Origin of the sequence: Comamonas sp. CAH-2, from assembly GCF_009668305.1 — a bacterium.
Taxonomy (GTDB): Bacteria; Pseudomonadota; Gammaproteobacteria; order Burkholderiales; family Burkholderiaceae_C; genus Comamonas; species Comamonas aquatica.
This window is the reverse complement of the sequence record NZ_VSWF01000020.1, coordinates 31,584-53,439: the sequence shown is the minus strand read 5'-3', so window position 1 is coordinate 53,439 and position 21,856 is coordinate 31,584. Positions and strand designations below refer to the sequence as shown.

Sequence of the window (21,856 nt, the reverse complement as noted above, 5' to 3'; positions counted from 1 at the left end):
CAGACACAACATGTCACGCAAACCCAAAAAAGGCTATTACGTCAAAGGCGTTTTCGTTGCCGAAGGCAGCGACCGCGACCTGGAACTGAAGGCCGAACTCAAAGGCACATGGGACGCGACCCGTACCGACCTGAAGAAGGAAAGCGACGCCCTGCAAGACCTGGGCGAAGCCCTGCTGGGCCTGCGCCCCAAGCTGCTGGAACGCCTGCAACTGCCGGAAAAGCTGGTGGATGCCCTGGCCGAACAAAAGCGCCTGACCAACTTTGAAGCCAAGCGCCGCCAGATGCAGTTCATCGGCAAGCTGATGCGCAAGCTGGACGAATCCCAGGTCGAAGCTGTCAAAGCCGCGCTGGAAGAGCAGCGCACCGGCGTCAGCCGCGAGCAGACCCACATCCTGGTGGCCGAGCAGTGGCGCGACCGCCTGATCGTCAGCGACGACCACCTGGGCGTCTGGCTGGACCAGTTCCCCGCCACCGATGTGCAGCAGCTGCGCACGCTGATGCGCCAGGTGCGCAAGGACGATGCCACTGCCATCGCCAAGGCCAAGGAGGCCGAGGCCAAGGGCCACATCCTGCCGCCGGCCAAGAAGGGCAAGGCCTACCGCGAACTGTTCCAGCTGCTGCTGGCACACATCAACGGCACGGCCGGCACCGCAGAGCCCGCCGTGGATGATGCGCTCCTGGACGACGAGGACGAGGCATGAGCCTGCACGACGCAGTGAAGATCGGCATCGTCTCGATCAGCGACCGTGCCAGCAGCGGCGTGTACGCCGACCAGGGCCTGCCCGCGCTGCAGGACTGGCTGACACGCGCACTGCACAACCCGATCACCTTCGACGCGCGCCTGATCCCCGACGAGCAGGCCACCATCAGCCAGACGCTGGTGGAGCTGGTGGATGCCGGTTGCAGCCTGGTGCTGACCACCGGCGGCACGGGCCCGGCACTGCGCGACGTGACGCCCGAAGCCACGCTGGCAATTGCCGACAAGGAAATGCCCGGCTTTGGCGAGCAGATGCGCCAGATCAGCCTGAAGTTCGTACCCACGGCCATCCTGTCGCGCCAGGTGGCGGTGGTCCGCGGCCGCAGCCTGATCATCAACCTGCCCGGCCAGCCCAAGGCGATTGCCGAAACGCTGGAAGGCCTCAAGGACAGCAGCGGCCAGCAACTGGTACCCGGCATCTTTGCCGCCGTGCCCTACTGCATCGACCTGATCGGCGGGCCCTACCTGGAAACCCAGGACACCGTGTGCAAAGCCTTCCGCCCCAAAAGCGCCCAGCGCGTGCGCCCGTCGTAAACTGCGACCCAGCACCTGACCACCCAGGCACATGCGGCGCATGTGCCTTTTTTCTTGGGGCCCCGTCAATCGCGGGGCCACCGCCAACCGCTCTGCATGCCACGTAACCTCTCTCTGACCTTTGTTCTCGCGCTGTGCACCATGATGGGTGCCCTGGGCATCGACACCTACCTGCCCTCCTTCCACGCCATCGCGCAGGAGTTTGCCGTCGGCCCCGCAGCCGTCCAGCAGACCCTGAGCGTGTACGTGCTGGCCATGGCCATCACCATGCTGTTCTACGGCACGCTCAGCGACACCTTCGGCCGCCGCCGCGTGCTGGTCTTCGCAAGCCTGGGGTTTGCCATCACCTCCACCGTGGCGGCCCTGGTGCAGAGCATCGAGGCCCTGATCGCAGTGCGCTGCGCCCAGGGGGCCATGGCCGGCGCCGGCATGGTGATTGCGCGCGCCATCGTGCAGGACCGCTTCCACGGCGCCGACGCCCAGCGCATGATGAGCATGGTGATGTTCTGCTTTGGCCTGGCGCCGGCGATTGCACCGGTGTTTGGCGGCTGGCTGCAAGCCCACGGCGGCTGGCGCGCAGCCTTCTTCTTTCTGACCGGTTTTGGCCTGCTGCTGACGCTGCTGTGCTGGCGCGTGCTGCCCGAGACCCTGCCCGCCGACAAGCGCGTGCCGCTGCACCTGCGGGTGATCGCCGGCAACTACCTCACCGCCCTGCGGCACCGCCAGTTCCGCCGCATGGTGGCCGGCCTGGCCCTGATGGCTGGGGCCAATGCCATCTACATCAGCGCGGCCGCCGAGTTCGTGATGGGCATACTCAAGCTGGAGGAAACCTCCTTCGGCTGGCTGTTCATCCCGCTGATCGGCGGCTCCATGCTGGGCTCGGCCATCTCCGGCGTGCTGGCCAAGCAGATCGCACCCCGGGTGCAGCAGCGCATCGGCTACGGCGCCCTGCTGCTGGGCTGTGCCAGCAATGTGCTCTACCACCTGCTGACCGACATGCCGGTCGTGCCCTGGGCGGTGCTGCCCATCGCCTGCTACACCCTGGGGCTGGCGCTGCTGATGCCCATCCTGTCGCTGCAGGTGATGGCCCTGTTCCCCGGCATGCGCGGCCTGGCCTCGTCGCTGCAGGGCTTCACGCAGATGAGCGTGTTCGCCATCATGGCCGGGGCCGTGGTGCCCCAGCTGTTCCACAGCGGCCTGGCCCTGGCGCTGGGGCAGTGCATCACCGTGGTGTGCGGCATGCTGGTGTGGTGGTGGTCCCAGCGCAGCGCCGCCGCCCAGGACGCTCCACGATCATGAGCACGCTACGCTGGTCATTCGATGCTTTCCCGCTGCTTTGAAGCTGAAAGTGTTTATTGACAAGCGCTGACTGCTTCTTTTTTATAACAGCAGGGTCAAAAAAAAGCAGCCAGATGGCTGCCTTTTTGTATGCCGGATCCCGTCGCCATTACAGCTTCTGGGTGGACATGAAGTTGTCGAAACGGCCTTCGGCAAAGCGGAACCACAGCACCTGGTCGCGCTGGAAGTTGCGGTAGTCGGCGTAGATCTTCTTCCAGTCGGGGTTGCTGTTGTCCAGGTCGGCGTACAGGTCCATCGCGCTCTTGAACGAGGCTTCCAGCACCTGTTGCGGGAAGGGCAGCACCTTGGCCTTGGCCGCCACCAGCTGCTTGAGCGCGCCGGGGTTGCGCGAGTCGTAACGCGCCTGGCAAGTCACGTGCGCCTCCATGGCGGCAGCGCGCACGATGGCCTTGTACTCGTTGCTCAGGCTGTTGAAGGCCTTGTCGTTGATGTACAGCGACAGGTTCAGCGAACCTTCCCACCAGCCGGGGTAGTAGTAGAAAGGAGCCACCTTGTTCAGGCCCAGCTTCAGGTCGTCGTAGGGGCCGATCCACTCGGCCGCATCGATGGTGCCCTTTTCCAGCGACTGGTAGATTTCACCGGCCGGAATGTTCTGGGGCACGCCGCCCATGCGCTCGATCACCTTGCCGGCAAAGCCGCCCACGCGGAACTTCAGGCCCTTGATGTCCTCGGTGGACTTGACTTCCTTGCGGAACCAGCCGCCCATCTGCGCGCCCGTGTTACCGCATGGCAGAGGCACGATGTTGTACTTGGCGTAGAACTCCTGCATCAGCTTGCCGCCGTTGCCATCGACCATCCACGAGGTCAGCTGGCGCGAGTTCATGCCGAAGGGAATCGCACCGCCAATCGCAAACACTTCGTTCTTGCCGAAGAAGTAGTAAGGCGCCGTGTGCGCCGCTTCCACGGAACCGTTTTGCACGCCATCCACCACGTTGAACGCGGGCATCAGCTCGCCAGCCTGGTGGACAGAGATTTCAAACTTACCGCCGGTTTGCGCCTTGACCGATTGTGCAAACACATCGGCCGCACCATAAATGGTGTCCAGCGACTTGGGGAAACTGGAGGCAATGCGCCAGCGCAGTGCAGGTTGTGCGTGCACGGCTGGGGCTGCGGCGGCAGCCAGAACACCGGCGATACCGGCATTTTTGAGCATGGAACGACGATCCATTCGGGGTCTCCTTAGGGGTTGTAAAACGAACCTCTCCCTCCTGCATCGCTTCTTTGGCGATGTACAGGCGAAAAAAAACCGGTGCTGTCGCGCCAGGGCGCGCATATCCGCCGGTTCCGGGAAGGCTGCCAATGCATGAGGGTATTCATAGCTTGGCAGCGGATATCACATGCTTAGAGCTTGACCGAGGTCATGTACTGGTTGTAGCGCAGCTCCGAGAAGCGCTCCCACAACAGCTGGTCGCGCTGGAAGGCGCGCATGTCCTGGTGGATCTTCTTGAACTCGGGCGACTTGGCCTCGTGCTCGGCAAAGACTTCCATCGAGGCCTTGAAGCCGGCGTCCATGACGTCCTTGGGGAAAGCCTTGAGCTGGGTCTTGTCGGCCACCAGCTTCTTGATCGCGATCGGGTTGAACGCGTCGTACTTGGCGGTCATGTCGCGCGCAGCCACGCGGGTGGCGACATCGACGATTTCCTTGAACTCGGGCGACAGCGCGGCATAGGCCTTGGCGTTCACGAAGAACTCCAGCTCGGCGCCACCTTCCCACCAGCCGGGGTAGTAGTAGTAAGGTGCGACCTTGTTGAAGCCCAGCTTCTGGTCGTCGTGCGGGCCGACAAACTCGGTGGCGTCCAGCGTGCCCTTTTCCAGTGCCTGGTACACATCGCCGGCCGGCATGTTCTGCGACACCACACCCAGCTTGGCCATGGCTTCGCCGAACAGGCCGCCGCCCAGGCGCATCTTCAGGCCCTTGAGGTCGGCCACGGACTTCATTTCCTTGCGGTACCAGCCACCCATCTGGGTGCCGGTATTGCCTGCGCTGTAGCTCTTGATGTTGTAGTTGGCGCAGAAGGCATCGAACAGCTTGCGGCCGTTGCCGTGCTCCATCCAGGCATCCATCTGGCGGGCTGTCAGGCCAAAAGGCACGGCGCAGCCAAAGGCGAAGATCGAGTTCTTGCCGGTGAAGTAGTAAGGCGCGGTCTGCGCCATTTCAATGGTGCTGTTTTCCAGCGCGTCCACTACGCCAAAGGCGGGCATCAACTCACCAGCTGCGTGCAACGACACTTCGAACTTGCCACCGGACAAGGCCTTGACGGTTTGGGCAAATTTTTCAGCACTGCCGAAGATGGTGTCCAGCGACTTGGGAAAGCTCGATGCCAGACGCCAGCGCACGGCTTGTTGCGCATGCACGGCTGGTGCTGCAGCGGCAGCCAGGACACCAGCAATGCCAGCATTTTTGATGAGGGAACGACGGTCCATTTTTTCTCCTTAGATACGCAAACACAGCTGCCGCAGGCAAAGCTGCCCCCTGTGCGCAAACGGCCCAGGGGGTGTGCAAAATTCTAGGAAGGGAAAAGGAGAAAACCGTTGGGGGTAAACCCCCGAAGCCGGCGAGTCTTCAGCCAAATGTCAGACAGGCATGGACCCGCGCGGCCCTCCGGACACCTTAGGCTTGGGTGTGCAAAAAGCGCTGGCGGATGGCCCGCTCGATCCCTGCGGCATCCAGCCCTTGCAAGGCCAGCAGCTTGGCGGGATCCCCGTGCTCGATGAAGCGATCCGGCAGGCCCAGGTGCAGCACCGGCAGGGTGATACCGGCGGCCGCCAGGGCCTCAGACACCGCCGCACCCGCACCGCCGGGGATGCAGCCCTCCTCCACGGTCACCAGCACATCGTGGTCCTGTGCCAGCTCCCGCACCAGCGCCTCGTCCAGCGGCTTGGCCCAGCGCATGTTGGCCACCGTCGCATCCAGCGACTGACCGGCCTCCAGGGCCGGGTACAGCAGGGTACCGAACGCCAGGATGGCGATGCGGGGCGCCGCGCCTGGCTCGGTCTGGCGTGGTGCCGCACTGTGGCGACGCACCTCGCCCTTGCCGAACGGCAGCGCGGACAGATCCAGTAAAGGCTCCACGCCCACGCCGGCGCCACGCGGATAGCGCACGCACACCGGGTGGTCCTGCTCGTAGGCCGTGGTCAGCAGTTGGCGACACTCACGCTCATCGGCGGGGCAGGCCATGCTCATGTTCGGGATGCAGCGCACAAAGGCGATGTCGTAGGCCCCGGCGTGCGTGGCACCATCGGCCCCCACCAGACCGGCACGGTCCAGCGCAAACACCATGGGCAGGTTCTGCAGGGCCACGTCATGGATCATCTGGTCATAGGCGCGCTGCAGGAAGGTGGAGTAGATCGCCACCACGGGCTTCACGCCTTCGCAGGCCATGCCGGCCGCAAAGGTCACGGCGTGCTGCTCGGCAATCCCGACGTCGTAGTAGCGATCGGGAAAGCGCTTTTCAAACTCCACCATGCCCGAGCCTTCGCGCATGGCAGGCGTGATGCCGACCAGGCGCTCGTCCTGGGCCGCCATGTCGCACAGCCACTGGCCGAAGATCTGGGTGAAGGTGGGCTTGGCCGGTGCGCCGCTCTTGACGATGCCGACCTTGGGGTCGAACTTGCCGGGGCCGTGGTAGGTGACTGGATCGGCTTCGGCCAGCTTGTAGCCATGGCCCTTCTTGGTCACCACATGCAGGAATTGCGGACCGTCCAGGCTGCGGATGTTTTCCAGCGTGGGGATCAGGGAATCGAGGTCGTGGCCGTCGATCGGACCGATGTAGTTGAAGCCGAAGTTCTCGAACATGGTGGCCGGCACCACCATGCCCTTGGCATGCTGCTCCAGCCGCTTGGCCAGCTCCAGCAGCGGAGGCACCTGCTTGAGCACATTCTTGCCGACATTGCGGGCCGCTGCGTAGAACTGACCGCTCATGAGCTGCGCCAGATAGCGGTTCAGCGCCCCCACCGGCGGGCTGATGCTCATGTCGTTGTCGTTCAGGATGACCAGCAGGTTGCCATCCAGCACCCCGGCGTTGTTCATGGCTTCGAACGCCATGCCCGCAGTCATCGCCCCATCGCCGATCACCGCAATCGCCCGGCGATCCTCGCCCTTGCGCTTGGCGGCCATGGCCATGCCCAGGGCCGCAGAAATGCTGGTCGACGAATGCGCCGTGCCAAAGGTGTCGTACTCGCTTTCGCTGCGCAGCGGGAATCCGGAAATACCGCCCAGTTGGCGCAGCGTGGACATGCGGTCACGGCGACCGGTCAGGATCTTGTGCGGGTAGGTCTGGTGGCCCACGTCCCACACCACGCGGTCGTGCGGAGTGTCGAACACATAGTGCAGGGCCACCGTCAGCTCGACCGTGCCGAGGTTGGAGCTGAGGTGCCCACCGGTCTTGGACACGCTGTCCAGCACATAGGCCCGCAGTTCCTCGGACAGCGCCTTGAGCTCGCTGCGGGACAGGGTCCGCAGGTCAGACGGTGCATTCACTTTCTGCAGCAAAGGGTAAGCGTTTGTGGTCATCGGCTCATCAGGGGTAGGCGGCGGAGGGCATGGCGCACAGTGTGTGCAGACCTGCGCCACCAATCAATAGGAAAAATTCGACGTTGGCAGGCACGCACTCAATGCGAGCGCCCCACCACCATGTGGGCCAGGGCACTCAAGGCCTGCACATTCTGCAGGCCACTGTCCGCCAGGGCCTGCAAGGACTGCTGGTACAGGGACTGCGCGTAGGCCCGCGCAGGCTCCAGCCCCATCAGGGAGACATAGGTCGGTTTTTCATTGTCGGCATCCTTGCCCGGGGTCTTGCCCAGCGTGGCGGCATCTGCCACCACGTCCAGCACATCATCGACCACCTGGAAGGCCAGACCCAGCAACTGGGCGTAGCGCATCAAGGCTTGCTGGGCCGCATCAGAGACCGATCCACAGGCCATGCCCATGGCCACGCTGGCTTCCAGCAAGGCACCGGTCTTGAGGCTGTGCATGCGGCGCAGTTGCGCCTCCGTCAGCGACTGGCCGACACTGGCCAGGTCGATGGCCTGCCCCCCTGCCATGCCATGCGCTCCTGCAGCACGGGCCAGCAAACGGCACAGTTGGGCCTGCATGCTGGCGGGCACCTGCGCATCGGCGGGCGTCAGCAGCTCGAACGCCAGCACCTGCAGGGCGTCGCCGGCCAGCAGGGCCCGGGCTTCGCCGAACTGCACGTGCACCGTGGGCTTGCCACGGCGCAGCACATCGTTGTCCATGCAAGGCATGTCGTCATGCACCAGGGAATAGGCGTGGATCAACTCCACCGCGCAGGCCGCGCGGGTGGCGGCCTGCGGCAGCCCTTGCACTGCCTGGGCGGCCGCCAGCACCAGCAGGGGGCGCAGGCGCTTGCCACCATCCAGCACGGCATAGCGCATGGCATCGCCCAAATCTGCCGGGGTATCCACGCCCACCCACTGGGACAGTGCCTGCTCCACATGGTGCAGCTGCGCCTCCATCCAGGACGTGAAGTCGAACTCGGAAGCCGCGGGGGAAAAGCGAGGGGAAGTAGTCAAAATCTGTGGTTCCATGTCTGGCCGTCAATCCTGCGACCATTGCTTGATCTGCCCCTCGTCCAGGGCACGGATCTGCGCCTCCACGGTATCGAGTTGCTGCCGGCAGAACTCCAGCAGGAAAGAGGCGCGGCGATAGCCCTGCATCATCTCCCCCAGGGGCAGTTGACCGGACTCCATGGCCACGGCCAGTTCTTCAAGCTCCGCCAGCGCCAGCTCGTAGCTTTCAGGTGGCGTGGATATCTCGGAGACGGCTTTGGTCTTCGCCTTGGGCATGGGGATGTTCGCGGGATTGGAAAGCCTTTGATTTTAGGCTGCCAAGGCGTGCGACCACCCTGGAGAACATACACCCCAGCCCGCGGGAGCGAAATTTGACCGTGCCACGGCCCAAGCGGTTGATATAAATACACATAACCGATCGGCGGGAATAACCCCACCGCTTACAATCCCATTCCCGTCCAACCGGCCCTCCGCCTTGTGCATTGACGGACAAAGCTTCATGCATCTGTCCTGTTGCGCTGTGGCATGGCCGGTTTTATTTTTTCACCCGTGCACGATGCACCTCCCTGTGGGGAGTCTTTAGGTCAGGTCACCCATGTCTGATTTAAGTCTTCAACTGCAGCAGGCCGCAAGCCAACTACCAGTTTCAAGCTATTTCGATGCCGCGCTGTTCCAGCGCGAGATGGAAACCATCTTCCAGCAAGGGCCCCGCTACGTCGGCAGCAGTGTGTCGGTGCCGGAGATCGGCGACTACTACGCCCTGCCGCAGGAACACGAAGGCCGCGCCCTGGTCCGCAACGACCAGGGCCAAATCGAGCTGATCTCCAACATCTGCCGCCATCGCCAGGCGGTCATGCTCAAGGGCCGGGGCAACCTGAAAACCGAAGGCAAGGGCCACGCCGGCGGCAACATCGTCTGCCCGCTGCACCGCTGGACCTACAGCACCAGCGGCGAGCTGCTGGGTGCGCCGCATTTCAGCCACGATCCCTGCCTGCACCTGAACAACTACAAGCTGCGCGAGTGGAACGGCATGCTGTTCGAGGACAACGGCCGCGACGTGGCCGCCGACCTGGCCGGCATGGCACTGCGCGAGCAGCTGAGCTTTGACGGGCTGGTGCTGCACCACGTGGAAATGCACGAGTGCCACTACAACTGGAAGACCTTCATCGAGGTCTACCTGGAGGACTACCACGTCGGCCCCTTCCACCCCGGCCTGGGCAATTTCGTGACCTGCGACGACCTCCAGTGGGAGTTCGCCAAGGAGTACTCGGTACAGACCGTGGGCGTGGCCCCGACCTTCGGCAAGCCCGGCTCTGCGGTGTACAAGAAGTGGCACGACGTGCTGCTGCAGTACCGCAACGGGGAGCTGCCCGAGCGCGGCGCGATCTGGCTGACCTACTACCCGCACATCATGGTGGAGTGGTATCCGCACGTGCTGACGGTCTCCACCCTGCACCCCCTCAGCCCCACCAAGACCATGAACGTGGTGGAGTTCTACTACCCCGAGGAAATCGCGGCCTTCGAGCCCGAATTCATCGCAGCGCAGAAGGCGGCCTACATGGAAACCGCCATCGAGGACGATGAGATCGGCGAACGCATGGACGCCGGGCGCCGCGCCCTGATGGAACGGGGCGACAACGAGGTCGGCCCCTACCAAAGCCCCATGGAAGATGGCATGCAGCATTTCCATGAGTGGTATCGCCAAACAATGGGCGCGCACCTGCCACAGCGCTGAGCTTTTTTGCTACGCTCTCCAGAGCTGCCAACGCCCGTCCGTCGGGCGCTGGCAGCTTTTTTCATAGGCAAGAACGGCGGGCCGTTCTGCACAACACAACAGTCAGGGACGGCGCTCATGCAAGTGCTATGGATGGTGGTGGGGGCGTTTCTGTTCGCCACCATGGGGGTCTGCATCAAGTACGCGGCGGTGCATTTCCACACCGCAGAAATCGTGTTCTACCGTGGCCTGATCGGCATGCTCGCCATGTGGCTGCTCAGCGCCTCCCAAGGCGTATCCCTGAAAACCCGCCACCCTTGGATGCACGCCTGGCGCAGCCTGATCGGCGTCACGGCCATGGGCTGCTGGTTCTACGCCATCACCCAGATGCCGCTGGCCAGCGCCATGACCCTCAACTACATGAGCAGCATCTGGATTGCCGTGTTCCTGCTCGCCGGTGCCCTGTGGTCGCGGCACCCGCGCAGCGGCCGCACACCGCAACCGCTGAATGTGCCGCTGCTGCTGACCATCGTGGCGGGTTTTGTGGGCGTGGTGCTGATGCTGCAGCCCAGCTTTGCCCAGGAGCAGACCACCGCCGCGCTGATCGGCCTGGGTTCCGGGGTGCTGTCGGCCATGGCCTATATGCAGGTCGTGGCGCTGTCGCGCATGGGCGAGCCCGAATCGCGCACCGTGTTCTTCTTTGGTCTGGGCTGCACCCTGCTGGGCCTGGTCGCCAGCGGCATCACCGGTTTTTCCGCCTGGCCCGGCTGGCAGGCCAGCCTGTGGCTGCTGCCCATCGGCCTGCTGGCCGCCGGCGGCCAGCTGTGCATGACGCGCGCCTATGCCCAGGCCAAGACCGCACGCGGCACCCTGGTGGTGGCCAACCTGCAGTACTCCGGCATTGTGTTTGCCGGCCTGTACAGCCTGTTCTGGTTCCACGACAACCTGGGTTGGGAGGGCTGGCTGGGCATGCTGCTGATTGTGGCCAGCGGCATCGCAGCCACCATCTTCCGCGCACGCGGCGCAGCAGCGCCAGCCAAGGCCGCAAGCCGGTGAACCCAAGGCCTGTGCCGCAGGCCCGATTCCGTCCCACAATGTGCGCTGGCAGAACTTTGAGAACACGCTCATGACCTATACCACCCTGATCACCCCGGCCCAACTGCAAGCCCTGGCAGCCAGCGATCAACCCCACATGGTGTTCGATTGCAGCTTTGATCTGGGCAACCCGCCAGCCAGCCGGCAGCAATACCTGCAGGCCCACATCCCGGGCGCCGTGCACGCCGATCTGGACCAGCACCTGAGCGCCCGCCACGGCGCCCCCGGCAAGGACGGGCAGGTGCACACGGCGGCCACCGACCAGCCCGCCTCCGGCGGTCGCCACCCCCTGCCCAGCCGCGAGCGCTTCGCCCAGTGGCTGTCGTCCATCGGCTTTCGCAACGACATGCAGGCCGTGGTCTATGACCGCCAAGGCTGCAACTTCTGTGGCCGTCTGTGGTGGATGCTCAAATGGGCCGGCCATGACGCCGTGGCCGTGCTGGATGGCGGCCTGCCAGCCTGGACCGCCGCAGGCGGCGCCACCAGCCAGGGCGACGAGCCCTCGCACTTCCAGTCCAACTTTGCCCTGCACGACAGCCTGCGCCAGTTGGTGACGGCCGACGAGGTCGAAGCCCACCTGCAGCAGCCCGAGCGCCAGACCCTGATCGATGCGCGCGCCCCGGCCCGTTACCGTGGCGAGGTCGAGCCCCTGGACCCTGTCGCCGGCCACATTCCCGGCGCGCTGAACCGCCCCTTCTCCGAGAACATCGCCCTGGATGGCCGCTTCAAGCCCCAGGCACTGCTCAAGGCCGAGTTCGATGCCCTGCTGCAAGGCCGTGACCCGGCCACGGTGGTCCACCAGTGCGGCAGCGGTGTCAGCGCCCTGCCCAACCTGCTGGCGATGGAGATTGCAGGATTTCCACCGACACGGCTGTTTGCCGGCAGCTGGAGCGAATGGTGCAGCCATCCAGCACGCCCGGTCGCCAAAGGTTAACAACTTTTTCCCTGTGGAACAGGGGGGTGTTTGCACCTTTTTCAGGAGCATTACCCCCTGCAAAATAGGGCACCATACACGTATGCACTGATTAAACGTGGTTAACAATTGAAGCGTTTGGAAAGCGGCTTTTTCCCCGTTTGATTGCCACTTCAAAAGTGTCACAAAACAGTTACATTTACTGCACTGCACGCCATGTGCAGGGTTTTGTGTAAGAAAAAATCCTACATCCTGTTGGCAACAACCAGACATGGTCTGGATGCCAACCAGACACTGCGCACCGGCGCACCCCGACTCCATTTCCTGCAGGCCCGGCCGCAGAATTCATTCCATCAGATCGCCACTTGCTTGCAAGCACAGGCGGCAGCCCCTCGAGGCCCATTTGAAGCTGGAAACTGGAAAAGGATGTAGCCATGAATGACGAACAACTGCTCGCTGAGATCCGCGAAGCCAACCTCACCTACCTGATGCTGGCGCAGACAATGATCCGCAAGGACAAGGCCGAAGCCGTGTTCCGCCTGGGTCTGAGCGAAGAAGCCTGTGACATTCTGGGCACCCTGTCCGCAGCCCAAGTGCTGAAGATTGCCTCCCGCAACACCTTGCTGTGCAGCTTCCGCGTTGACGATGAAATGGTCTGGAACCTGCTGACCAACCACAGCAGCAACAAGATCGGCAACGAAGCCACCAACGCCCTGCACGCCAACATCCTGATGGCCAGCCGCGTCTCCGAAGTGCTGTAAGCCGCTTCGACCGATCACCGCCTACGGAGTCTCGCCATGTCCGCGCCCGCCAAAAGTGTTCTGAACGAATCCAAGCAAATCGAACGTGCTGCCATGCTCATCCAGATGGGTGCCCGCATGCAGGTGCTGGAGTCGGAAACCACGCTGTCCTACGAACGCCTGATCCGCCTGTACAAGGAGATCGCCGGCAAGTCGCCCTCCAAAGGCCAGCTGCCTTTCTCGACCGACTGGTTCCTGACCTGGCAGGAGAACATCCACAGCTCGCTGTTCCTGAACATCTATGAATACCTGTCCAAGGGCGTGGATGCCGACCCTGTCGAGGTGCTGACCAAGGCCTACCGCCTGTACACCGAGCAGGTCACGGCCTCGCAACTGGACTGCCTGCTGTCCTTCACCCGCGCCTGGCGCCTGGTGAAGTTCGTGGACGCCAACATGCTGACCCGCACCAAGTGCAGCAAGTGCGGTGGCATGTTTGTCTCCGAACTGTATGAAAACGCCCGCCATTTCGAGTGTGGCCTGTGCAACCCACCCGCCCGCGCTGGCAAGAGCAAGAGCGCAGGCGCCCTGATGCTGCACTGATCCGCAGCCGCAATCCTTTCCCCTTCTTTGACAGCCCGGCCATGCCGGGCTTTTTTTGCGCCATCGCCCCCGCAGGCTGTCGGCTTTTTGCGTGGGCATGCCCGCCGCCCGTGACGCGCGCCAGGCGCATACGGGACAATAGCGCCCGTGTCCATTCCCCAATCCTTCATCCAAGAGCTGTTGTCCCGCGTCGATGTCGTCGACGTGGTGGGTCGCTACGTGCAGCTCAAAAAAGGCGGCGCCAACTTCATGGGGCTGTGCCCCTTCCACGGCGAAAAGTCCCCCTCCTTCAGCGTCAGCCCCTCCAAGCAGTTCTACCACTGCTTCGGCTGCGGCAAGAACGGCAATGCCATCGGCTTTCTGATGGAGCATGCGGGCATGGGCTTTGTGGAAGCCGTGAATGACCTGGCCGGACAGGTCGGCATGGTCGTGCCGCAGGAGGACATCAGCCCGCAGGAGCGCGAGCGCCAGGCTGCCGCCAAGCTCAAGCAGGCCACCCTGAACGACGTGCTGGAACGCGCCGGCAATGCCTACCGCCACCAGCTCAAGGAGCACGCGCACGCGGTGCAGTACCTCAAGCAGCGCGGTGTCTCGGGCGCCATCTCCAGCAAGTACGGCCTGGGCTATGCCCCGCCGGGCTGGCGCAACCTGGCCAGCGTGTTCCCGGAATATGACGACCCGCAGCTGCAGGAAAGCGGCCTGGTCATCGTCGGCGAGGACGACGACAAGCGCTACGACCGCTTCCGCGACCGCATCATGTTCCCCATCCGCAACGTCAAGGGCGAATGCATCGGCTTTGGCGGGCGCGTGCTGGGTGACGAAAAACCCAAATACCTGAACTCGCCCGAAACCCCGCTGTTCCACAAGGGGCGCGAGCTGTACGGCCTGTTCGAGGCGCGCGACGCCCTGCGCAGCATGGGCTACGTGCTGGTCACCGAAGGCTACATGGACGTGGTCGCCCTGGCGCAGCTGGGCTTTCCGAATGCTGTGGCCACCCTGGGCACGGCCTGCACCAACGACCATGTGCAGAAACTGTTCCGCTTCACCGACTCCGTGGTCTTCAGCTTTGACGGCGATGCCGCCGGCCGCCGCGCCGCGCACAAGGCGCTGGAAGCCGCCCTGCCCTACGCCAACGACACGCGCAGCGTGAAGTTCCTGTTCCTGCCGGCCGAGCACGACCCCGACAGCTTCATCCGCGAGCACGGCAGCGACGCCTTCGCCCGCCATGTCGCCAACGCCCTGCCACTGAGCCAGTTCCTGCTCGAGGCGGCCAGTGCCGAGTGCGACCTGGGCCAGGCCCAGGGCCGCGCCAAGCTGTCCAGCCAGGCCCGCCCGCTGTGGAACCTGCTGCCCGACGGCGCCTTCAAGCGCCTGGTGCTGGGCGAGCTGGCCGCCAAGATCCAGATCGACACGCGCGAGCTGTCGGAGCTGTGGGCCCAGGCCGAAGCCCAGGACAAGCGCTTCCAGCGCGGCGGCGCCCGGCCCACACCCAGCCACAGCCCGTACGACGCACCGCCCCATGCCCCGGCCGCGCCCGACTGGGTGCAGGAATTCGCCCCCAGCGGCCATGTAAACACCTACGGCGACCGCTGGCGCGGCACGGGCAACGGCAACCGCAACGGCGCCCCCCGCGGCGAATGGAAGCGTGGCAGCAAGTTCGGCCGCCCGCAGGACAGCTGGCCCGCGCCCTCCCTGGGGCCGCGCGTGGCGCCGTCCACCGCCCCCGACCAGGCGGTGCGCCTGCTGCTGTCGCAGATGAAGTTCCTCGAACAGCTGGACAACGACGACCTGGACACCCTGGCCCACCAGCCGGCGCCGCACGGCCCGCTGTTCGCCTGGATCGAGAGCCAGTTCCAGGAACATGGCCCCCAGCCCTGGGCCGTGCTGCAGGAGCGCCTGCGCGACAGCGTGCATGGCACCTTTGCGCTGCAGCTGATGGAAGGGCCGCACGGCCACCCCGAGGGCGAGGAAGCGGAACAACTGCAGGAGCTGCGCAACATCCTGGCGCCGCTGCTGGCCAAGCGCATCGAAATCCTGGAGACCGAAGCCCTGAAAGCCTACGCCGCCAACCCGTCGGACAGCGCCATCAAGGCCCATTACCTGGCCCTGGTGGAACGCCGCAAGCTGCTGCGGGATCGTGTCACCTCCAGACCTGAGTAAGGGCACTCGGCCCTTTCGACTTCCAAAAGCAGAGCTGTTAGCGCTTGTGAAAGCTTCATTTCCAATTGATTCGATAAGAAAATGATGGATTGACAAGCGCCGGCAGCTCTTATTTTTGAAAATTAGTCTTTGTTTTTCCTGCATCTCCCTCTGACAGCCACCGCTTTGGCCGGGGTGCGAAAAATATTTACAGAAAATACGCGCCAACCTCTTGCAATTTGGCGCAAACGCTATAATTAGGCATTCATCGGCAAGAGCGACAGCAGCACCTCCGGTCCGGGCCCCGTGATAGACGTCACGTGTCAGCAGCAACTGCATGGCCCAATTCCCGCAAGGACTGCACACCAAATGATCGCCCAGACATCTTGCCTTGGGAGCTGTTCGCTCCCGGCATGCCCCAGGCATGCTTGTGCGCCGGGTTAGGTGGCGCTTGCATTTTTCCTTTGTGTGTCCGCTTTTCACCAAGAGGTTTTCATGCCCGTTGCAAAGTCCGCGAAGATGTCCAAGCAGGCGCCCGACGCTACCGCGAAGCCCAAAACTTCCAAAACCACGGCCGCTGCCAGCACGGCAGCCACCGTGAAGAAGTCTGCTGCCACCTACACCCAGGCAGCCGCTTCCAAGAAAGATTCCGATATGGCGACTTTGTCCCAAGCTGAACTGAAAGCCATGGCCGACGCCCTGCTGGCCGAAAGCACTCCGAAACGCGGTCGCAAGAAAGCGGCCGAAGGCGACGAGGCCCCCGCCGCCAAGAAGCCTGCTGCCAAGAAAGCAGCGGCCCCCAAGGCCGAGGCCGTAGAAGCCAAGCCCGCGGCCGCCAAGAAGGCCCCGGCCAAGGCCGCCAAGGCCCCCGCCGAAGCCAAGGTGCCCGCCAAGCGCGGCCGCAAGCCCAAGGCCAAGGAAGAGTCCGAGATCGACGAAGATCTGGGTGACTTCGACGCCGATGCCGACATAGAAGCGGATGCCGAGACCGAAGTGGAAGTCGAGACTGAAGTGGTCGAGACCGGCACCACCGAGAAGGCCAAGCCCCTGCGCATGAAGATCAGCAAGGCGAAGGAACGCGCCTTGATGAAGGAATTCGGCCTGGACGAAACCGTCCTGACCGAAGAGGAAATGAACACCCGCCGCCAGCGTCTGAAGATGCTGATCAAGCTGGGCAAGACCCGCGGCTACCTGACCCACGCAGAAATCAACGACCACCTGCCCGACAAGCTGGTCGATGCGGAAACGCTGGAAGTCGTGGTCTCCATGCTCAACGACATGGGTGTGGCGGTGTACGAGCAGACGCCCGACGCCGAAACCCTGCTGCTGAACAACACCGGCCAGTCCGCCACCACCGAAGAGGAAGCGGAAGAGGAAGCCGAAGCCGCCCTGTCCACCGTGGACTCGGAATTCGGCCGCACCACCGACCCAGTGCGCATGTACATGCGTGAAATGGGTACGGTGGAACTGCTGACCCGCGAAGGCGAAATCGAGATTGCCAAGCGCATCGAAGGCGGCCTGATGGACATGATGGAGGCGATCTCCGCCTCCCCCGCCACCATCGCCGAAGTGCTGGGCATGGCCGCCGAAATCCGCGAAGGCAAGGTCGTGATCTCGGCCATCGTTGACGGCTTCGTGAACGCCGACGAAAACGACGACTACGTGGCCGAAGAAGACTTCGACGAATACGACGAAGAGGACGACGACGACGGCAAGGGTGGCTCCAAGGCCATGACCCGCCGCCTCGAAGAGCTGAAGAACGAAGCCCTGTCGCGCTTCGACAAGATCGCCGAGCATTTCGAGAAGCTGCGCAAGGCCTACGACAAGGACGGCTGGGGCTCGCCCGCGTACAACAAGGTGCAGAAGGCCATCACCGACGAGCTGATGACCATCCGCTTCACGGCCAAGACCATCGAGAAGCTGTGCGACCTGGTGCGCGCCCAGGTGGACGATGTGCGCAAGAAGGAACGTGAGCTGCGCAAGATCATCGTCGACAAGTGCCGCATGCCGCAGGAAATCTTCATCAAGGAATTCCCGCCCAACCTGCTGAACCTGAAGTGGGTGGAAGAGCACGCCTCGGCCGGCAAGGCCTGGAGCAATGTGCTGTCGCGCAACATCCCGCCCGTGCAGGAGCTGCAGCAGAACCTGATCGATCTGCAGGCCCGCGTGGTCGTGCCGCTGGAAGAGCTCAAGAGCATCAACAAGCGCATGAACGAAGGCGAGCGCAACAGCCGCTTCGCCAAGAAGGAGATGATCGAGGCCAACCTGCGCCTGGTGATTTCGATTGCCAAGAAGTACACCAACCGCGGTCTGCAGTTCCTGGACCTGATCCAGGAAGGCAACATCGGTCTGATGAAGGCCGTGGACAAGTTCGAATACCGCCGCGGCTACAAGTTCTCGACCTACGCCACCTGGTGGATCCGCCAGGCCATCACGCGCTCGATCGCCGACCAGGCCCGTACGATCCGTATCCCGGTGCACATGATCGAGACCATCAACAAGATGAACCGCATCAGCCGCCAACACTTGCAAGAGTTTGGTTTTGAGCCCGATGCGTCCATCCTGGCCGAGAAGATGGAGATTCCCGAGGACAAGATCCGCAAGATCATGAAGATCGCCAAGGAACCCATCTCGATGGAAACCCCTATCGGCGACGACGACGACAGCCACCTGGGCGACTTCATCGAAGACCAGGCCAACACCGCGCCGATCGACGCCGCGATGCAGGCCGGCCTGCGCGACGTGGTCAAGGACATCCTGGATGGCCTGACCCCGCGCGAAGCCAAGGTGCTGCGCATGCGCTTCGGCATCGAGATGTCCACCGACCACACGCTGGAAGAAGTGGGCAAGCAGTTCGACGTGACGCGTGAACGCATCCGCCAGATCGAGGCCAAGGCGCTGCGCAAGCTCAAGCACCCCAGCCGTTCGGACAAGCTGCGCAGCTTCATCGATTCGCTGTAAGCGCGTACGGCCCAAACGGCGCAACCCACCTGTCCTCGCGGCAGGTGGCGCCCAAACCAAAGGAGACCCGCGGGTCTCCTTTTTTCATGCCTACTCACTCAAACCATAGCAGTCGGCGCTGGCTGCATCGGCGCTGCAGGCCGATTTCGTTCACATGCCCAACACGGGCATCAGGCCACGGCCTGCTGCTGGCGCATCACCTCGATCTCTACTGCGCTGTAACCCAGGCTGGCCAGCAGCTCGGCCGTGTGCTCGCCCGCCTTGGGCGGGTTGCTGCGCACCGGCAGGCGCTCGCCATCCATGCGCAGCGGCAGCAAGGTGGTCTTGGCCGTCTGGCCCGCCTTGTCACCATCGCTGAGCACCACCTCTGCCAGGCCACCCGTGGCCAGCAGGTGCGGGTCGTCAAACAACTGCTCGGGCCGCGAGATCGGGGCATAGGGCAGTTGGTGGTCTTCAAACACCTGGGCCAGGTGCGCCGCGCTGTGCTGCGCCAGGCGTTGGCGCAAATCGGGCATCAGCGTCGCACGTGCACGCACGCGGTCGTTGTTGGTCTGCAGCGCCGGATCGGCCAGCAGGTCATCAAAGCCCATGGCCGTGCAGAAAGTGCGCCACTGCGCATCGCTCACGGCCGCCAGGAAGATCTGCGCCCCGTCCTGGACGCTGAACACGTCGTACAGGCCCCAGGACGAGATGCGCTCGGGCATGGGCGCTGCCGGCTGGCCGGTCACCGCGTACTGCATCATGTGCTGTCCGACCAGGAAGACGTTGTTCTCGAACAGCGCCGCATCGATCTCCTGACCCTGGCCGGTTTGCGCGCGCTGCATCAGCGCAGCCATGGCGCCGATGGCGCCGAACATGCCACCCATGATGTCGTTCACGCTGCTGCCCGCGCGCAGCGGATCGCCCGGGCGACCGGTCATGTAGGCCAGCCCGCCCATCATCTGCACCACCTCGTCCAGCGCGGTGCGGTGCTCGTAGGGGCCAGGCAGAAAGCCGGTGTGGTTCACATAGATCAGGCCCGGGTTGAGCCGCGACAGGCTGGCATGGTCCAGGCCGTACTTCTTCATCACCCCGGGCTTGAAGTTCTGCAGCACCACGTCGGCACTCGCAGCCAGCCGGATGGCAGCCTGCACGCCCTCGGGCTGGCGCAGATCGATGGCCACGCTCTTCTTGTTGCGGTTGAACATGGGAAAGAAACCCGCCCCGGCGCCCAGCAGGTGGCGCGTGCGGTCGCCGTCCACCGGCTCCACCTTGATCACCTCGGCCCCCAAATCCGCCAGCACCATGCCACACGCCGGCCCCATCACCATGTGGCTGAACTCCACCACGCGAATGCCTTGCAACGGCAGCGGCTTCGAAGGGGTGGAGGTGGCGCCGTGCGGCGCTAGGTCGGAGGGGGTGGTGTCGGTCATGTTCACAAAAAAATAGCAGAGATGGACGCAGCACGGCCGCGCCTAGGGTTTCCCCTGGAATCCGGGCATTCTAGAAAGCCCCCCTGGGCCCTTCACCCATGTTTTGGGCAATCCGGGCATCCCGGAACGTGATTCCCCCGGTGTGGGAACGTGGCAGCGCTACAACAAAAGCAGCGTTTTTGCGCACTTTCGGGCTTTACAGCCTAGCGATTCTTTGTCCCGAGCTACTAAACTTGTAGCAGACAGCATTCACAGCTATAGTCGATTCACGTTGGTTCGGGGCCAGCCTACCGCCCGGCCCATCCCCCATCTCAGCGCAAGGAGAAGCGTCCATGAGCTCTAAGGAAAACGCCGCCATCAACCAGTTGCTCGAAAAACTCGAGCGCCGCTACGCATTGCGCGTGCTGTGGGCACTGCGTGATGGGCATCCGCAAACCTTCCGTTTGCTGCAGGACAGCGTGGGCGGCATCACGCCCAACACCTTGAACACCCGCATCAAGGAACTGCGCGAAGAAGGCTTGATGGAGCATGGCAACGACGGCTACACCGTCACCGCGTCGGGCCAGGACCTGCTCAAGCGCCTGAGCGATCTGCAGGCTTTTGCCACACGCTGGGCAGCCGCACGCGCGAAGAAGTAATCTACGCGCTGCCGCTGCGGCAACCGCGACAGGCACCCGAGGTTTTGGACCGCCGGTGCCTTTTGTTTTTCTGTTTCGTCCACACAAGGAATTTTTCATGGCACTGACCACCACTGCCTCTGGCCTGCAATACGAAGACACCGTTGTCGGTCAGGGCGCCGAAGCCATCAGCGGCGCTGACGTCAAGGTGCATTACACCGGCTGGCTGTACCTGGATGGTGAGCAAGGTGCCAAGTTCGACTCCAGCAAGGACCGCCGCGAGCCTTTCGAGTTCACCCTGGACGACGGCATGGTGATCCGTGGCTGGGACGAAGGCGTGCAAGGCATGAAGGTGGGCGGCAAGCGCACCCTGATCATCCCCGCCGAACTGGGCTATGGCGCGCATGGCGCGGGCGGTGTGATCCCGCCCCACGCCACGCTGAAGTTCGAGGTCGAGCTGCTGTCCACCAAGGCGGCCCCCGTGCTGCAGATCGAGGACACCGTGGTCGGCGAAGGAGCCGAAGCCACCCGCGGCAAGCGCGTGACCGTGCACTACACCGGCTGGCTGTACAAGGACGGCCAGCAAGGCGCCAAGTTCGACTCCAGCAAGGACCGCAACGACCCCTTCGTGTTCCAACTGGGCGCGGGCATGGTCATCAAGGGCTGGGACAAGGGCGTGGAAGGCATGAAGGTCGGCGGCAAGCGCACCCTGATCATCCCCCCGGAAATGGGCTATGGCGCCCGCGGCGCCGGCGGCGTGATCCCGCCCAACGCCACGCTGAAGTTTGACGTGGAACTGCTGGCCGTCTGAGCCCGCACACACCCCGCACAACACGGCCTGTCATCGACAGGCCGTTTTTTATGCCCCAGAGAGAGATGCCGTGGCCGCCACGGCCTCAGGCAAACAACGCCTGCTCCAGCGGCACATAGGCCTGGGGGCCGACCGCATCGCGAATCTTGGGGGCCACAGCGGCCAGCTGGTCAAAGCTGGTGGCGGCCTCCACCGACAGGTTCAGACGAAAGCCCGACAGGCCCAGCTTCCCCGTCAGCGCCACGGCCACCGGGTAGGCGTCGCGGTAGCGCTCCTGGGCAGAACGCGCCGAAGGGCTGGCGGCAGGCGCTGCTGCCGGCGAACTGTCCGGGGCCTCGGCCAGCAGGCCGGCCTGCACCAGGGTGTCGATGTCCGCCACGCCCAGGCCCAGGCCTTGCGTGGCCTGCAGCACCTCGTCGACCGTGCGCAATCCATCGAACAGCAAAAAGGCCGAGCGCAGCTTGCCGGCCAGCTGTGCGCTGCGCGCCTTGAACGCCTGCTGGCCTGCCTCGGTCTTGATCAAACGCCGTCCCATCGCGCATCCCTCCGTTGCCCTTGTGGGAGACAGCATGGCACAGGCCCGCAGCGGGCCCCATTGGGGCAATCCAGGGACTGGGCACAGCAGGCGCTCATGGAAACATGAGCGTGCTGCGCGCGACAGCTCTTGGTTTTC

General features: G+C 63.8%; 19 protein-coding genes and 1 pseudogene. 13 read left to right on the top strand and 7 right to left on the bottom strand.

What is annotated here, in order from left to right:
• Positions 1-10 precede the first annotated feature (10 nt).
• The 3 genes from yjgA to FYM52_RS12135 all read left to right on the top strand — a co-directional run bounded on the left by yjgA (position 11) and on the right by FYM52_RS12135 (position 2,592).
• Positions 11-703, top strand: a complete 693-nt coding sequence (gene yjgA / locus FYM52_RS12145; RefSeq protein ID WP_043385875.1) for a ribosome biogenesis factor YjgA — start codon at positions 11-13, stop codon at positions 701-703.
• Positions 700-1,293: a molybdopterin adenylyltransferase gene (mog, locus tag FYM52_RS12140; protein ID WP_154164282.1), complete on the top strand. Its 594-nt coding sequence runs from the start codon at positions 700-702 to the stop codon at positions 1,291-1,293. The genes yjgA and mog overlap by 4 nt, the downstream gene beginning before the upstream one ends.
• A 96-nt stretch (positions 1,294-1,389) precedes the next feature.
• A complete protein-coding gene (locus FYM52_RS12135) occupies positions 1,390-2,592 on the top strand; it encodes a multidrug effflux MFS transporter (protein ID WP_154164281.1) in 1,203 nt (400 codons plus the stop codon).
• A 148-nt stretch (positions 2,593-2,740) separates the two neighbouring features.
• Here FYM52_RS12135 and FYM52_RS12130 read toward each other — a convergent pair whose 3' ends face one another.
• From FYM52_RS12130 to xseB, 5 genes are all read right to left on the bottom strand, one after another.
• Positions 2,741-3,820, bottom strand: coding sequence for a TRAP transporter substrate-binding protein (locus tag FYM52_RS12130; RefSeq protein ID WP_042412472.1), 1,080 nt, complete (start codon positions 3,818-3,820; stop codon positions 2,741-2,743).
• Positions 3,821-3,993: 173 nt separating this feature from the next.
• Positions 3,994-5,076, bottom strand: coding sequence for a TRAP transporter substrate-binding protein (locus tag FYM52_RS12125; RefSeq protein WP_042412474.1), 1,083 nt, complete (start codon positions 5,074-5,076; stop codon positions 3,994-3,996).
• A gap of 187 nt (positions 5,077-5,263) precedes the next feature.
• On the bottom strand, positions 5,264-7,165 hold the full coding sequence (dxs, locus tag FYM52_RS12120; RefSeq protein ID WP_154164280.1) for a 1-deoxy-D-xylulose-5-phosphate synthase: 1,902 nt from the start codon (positions 7,163-7,165) through the stop codon (positions 5,264-5,266).
• A gap of 98 nt (positions 7,166-7,263) precedes the next feature.
• Positions 7,264-8,199 carry a polyprenyl synthetase family protein gene (locus FYM52_RS12115; protein WP_154164279.1) on the bottom strand — a complete coding sequence of 312 codons (936 nt, stop codon included), beginning with the start codon at positions 8,197-8,199 and terminating at the stop codon, positions 7,264-7,266.
• Positions 8,200-8,208: 9 nt separating this feature from the next.
• A complete protein-coding gene (gene xseB / locus FYM52_RS12110) occupies positions 8,209-8,457 on the bottom strand; it encodes an exodeoxyribonuclease VII small subunit (protein ID WP_043385897.1) in 249 nt (82 codons plus the stop codon).
• Positions 8,458-8,776: 319 nt separating this feature from the next.
• Between xseB and FYM52_RS12105 the strand changes: the two genes are divergently transcribed.
• The 7 genes from FYM52_RS12105 to rpoD all read left to right on the top strand — a co-directional run bounded on the left by FYM52_RS12105 (position 8,777) and on the right by rpoD (position 18,343).
• Complete coding sequence (locus FYM52_RS12105) at positions 8,777-9,916, top strand: aromatic ring-hydroxylating dioxygenase subunit alpha (protein ID WP_154164278.1); 1,140 nt, start codon at positions 8,777-8,779, stop codon at positions 9,914-9,916.
• Between the two features lie 117 nt (positions 9,917-10,033).
• Complete coding sequence (locus FYM52_RS12100; protein ID WP_154164277.1) at positions 10,034-10,951, top strand: DMT family transporter; 918 nt, start codon at positions 10,034-10,036, stop codon at positions 10,949-10,951.
• A gap of 70 nt (positions 10,952-11,021) precedes the next feature.
• Positions 11,022-11,924 carry a sulfurtransferase gene (locus FYM52_RS12095; protein WP_154164276.1) on the top strand — a complete coding sequence of 301 codons (903 nt, stop codon included), beginning with the start codon at positions 11,022-11,024 and terminating at the stop codon, positions 11,922-11,924.
• 413 nt (positions 11,925-12,337) lie between these two features.
• Positions 12,338-12,664 (top strand): flagellar transcriptional regulator FlhD, encoded by a 327-nt coding sequence (gene flhD, locus FYM52_RS12090; protein ID WP_043385911.1) that lies wholly within the window; start codon positions 12,338-12,340, stop codon positions 12,662-12,664.
• A gap of 36 nt (positions 12,665-12,700) precedes the next feature.
• Positions 12,701-13,243 carry a flagellar transcriptional regulator FlhC gene (gene flhC, locus FYM52_RS12085; RefSeq protein ID WP_042415514.1) on the top strand — a complete coding sequence of 181 codons (543 nt, stop codon included), beginning with the start codon at positions 12,701-12,703 and terminating at the stop codon, positions 13,241-13,243.
• 147 nt (positions 13,244-13,390) lie between these two features.
• A complete protein-coding gene (dnaG, locus tag FYM52_RS12080) occupies positions 13,391-15,403 on the top strand; it encodes a DNA primase (RefSeq protein ID WP_162524714.1) in 2,013 nt (670 codons plus the stop codon).
• Between the two features lie 474 nt (positions 15,404-15,877).
• Positions 15,878-18,343: an RNA polymerase sigma factor RpoD gene (rpoD, locus tag FYM52_RS12075; RefSeq protein ID WP_154164275.1), complete on the top strand. Its 2,466-nt coding sequence runs from the start codon at positions 15,878-15,880 to the stop codon at positions 18,341-18,343.
• Positions 18,344-18,513: 170 nt separating this feature from the next.
• Here rpoD and FYM52_RS12070 read toward each other — a convergent pair whose 3' ends face one another.
• On the bottom strand, positions 18,514-19,755 hold the full coding sequence (locus tag FYM52_RS12070) for a CaiB/BaiF CoA-transferase family protein (protein WP_154164274.1): 1,242 nt from the start codon (positions 19,753-19,755) through the stop codon (positions 18,514-18,516).
• Positions 19,756-20,087: 332 nt separating this feature from the next.
• Between FYM52_RS12070 and FYM52_RS12065 the strand changes: the two genes are divergently transcribed.
• From FYM52_RS12065 to FYM52_RS18915, 3 genes and pseudogenes are all read left to right on the top strand, one after another.
• Complete coding sequence (locus tag FYM52_RS12065) at positions 20,088-20,393, top strand: helix-turn-helix domain-containing protein (protein ID WP_042415506.1); 306 nt, start codon at positions 20,088-20,090, stop codon at positions 20,391-20,393.
• Positions 20,394-20,490: 97 nt separating this feature from the next.
• Positions 20,491-20,835 (top strand): annotated as a pseudogene (locus FYM52_RS18920) (FKBP-type peptidyl-prolyl cis-trans isomerase); the annotation flags it as partial.
• Complete coding sequence (locus FYM52_RS18915; RefSeq protein ID WP_225890510.1) at positions 20,830-21,183, top strand: FKBP-type peptidyl-prolyl cis-trans isomerase; 354 nt, start codon at positions 20,830-20,832, stop codon at positions 21,181-21,183. The pseudogene FYM52_RS18920 and the gene FYM52_RS18915, both read left to right, overlap by 6 nt.
• A gap of 85 nt (positions 21,184-21,268) precedes the next feature.
• Here FYM52_RS18915 and FYM52_RS12055 read toward each other — a convergent pair whose 3' ends face one another.
• Positions 21,269-21,718, bottom strand: a complete 450-nt coding sequence (locus tag FYM52_RS12055; RefSeq protein WP_154164273.1) for a hypothetical protein — start codon at positions 21,716-21,718, stop codon at positions 21,269-21,271.
• Positions 21,719-21,856 lie beyond the last annotated feature (138 nt).

Bases quoted from the DNA above. Each gene is read 5' to 3' on its own strand.
- yjgA (WP_043385875.1), top strand. From the start codon at position 11: ATGTCACGCAAACCCAAAAAAGGCTATTACGTCAAAGGCGTTTTCGTT.
- mog (WP_154164282.1), top strand. From the start codon at position 700: ATGAGCCTGCACGACGCAGTGAAGATCGGCATCGTCTCGATCAGCGAC.
- FYM52_RS12135 (WP_154164281.1), top strand. From the start codon at position 1,390: ATGCCACGTAACCTCTCTCTGACCTTTGTTCTCGCGCTGTGCACCATG.
- FYM52_RS12130 (WP_042412472.1), bottom strand. From the start codon at position 3,820: ATGGATCGTCGTTCCATGCTCAAAAATGCCGGTATCGCCGGTGTTCTG.
- FYM52_RS12125 (WP_042412474.1), bottom strand. From the start codon at position 5,076: ATGGACCGTCGTTCCCTCATCAAAAATGCTGGCATTGCTGGTGTCCTG.
- dxs (WP_154164280.1), bottom strand. From the start codon at position 7,165: ATGACCACAAACGCTTACCCTTTGCTGCAGAAAGTGAATGCACCGTCT.
- FYM52_RS12115 (WP_154164279.1), bottom strand. From the start codon at position 8,199: ATGGAACCACAGATTTTGACTACTTCCCCTCGCTTTTCCCCCGCGGCT.
- xseB (WP_043385897.1), bottom strand. From the start codon at position 8,457: ATGCCCAAGGCGAAGACCAAAGCCGTCTCCGAGATATCCACGCCACCT.
- FYM52_RS12105 (WP_154164278.1), top strand. From the start codon at position 8,777: ATGTCTGATTTAAGTCTTCAACTGCAGCAGGCCGCAAGCCAACTACCA.
- FYM52_RS12100 (WP_154164277.1), top strand. From the start codon at position 10,034: ATGCAAGTGCTATGGATGGTGGTGGGGGCGTTTCTGTTCGCCACCATG.
- FYM52_RS12095 (WP_154164276.1), top strand. From the start codon at position 11,022: ATGACCTATACCACCCTGATCACCCCGGCCCAACTGCAAGCCCTGGCA.
- flhD (WP_043385911.1), top strand. From the start codon at position 12,338: ATGAATGACGAACAACTGCTCGCTGAGATCCGCGAAGCCAACCTCACC.
- flhC (WP_042415514.1), top strand. From the start codon at position 12,701: ATGTCCGCGCCCGCCAAAAGTGTTCTGAACGAATCCAAGCAAATCGAA.
- rpoD (WP_154164275.1), top strand. From the start codon at position 15,878: ATGCCCGTTGCAAAGTCCGCGAAGATGTCCAAGCAGGCGCCCGACGCT.
- FYM52_RS12070 (WP_154164274.1), bottom strand. From the start codon at position 19,755: ATGACCGACACCACCCCCTCCGACCTAGCGCCGCACGGCGCCACCTCC.
- FYM52_RS12065 (WP_042415506.1), top strand. From the start codon at position 20,088: ATGAGCTCTAAGGAAAACGCCGCCATCAACCAGTTGCTCGAAAAACTC.
- FYM52_RS12055 (WP_154164273.1), bottom strand. From the start codon at position 21,718: ATGGGACGGCGTTTGATCAAGACCGAGGCAGGCCAGCAGGCGTTCAAG.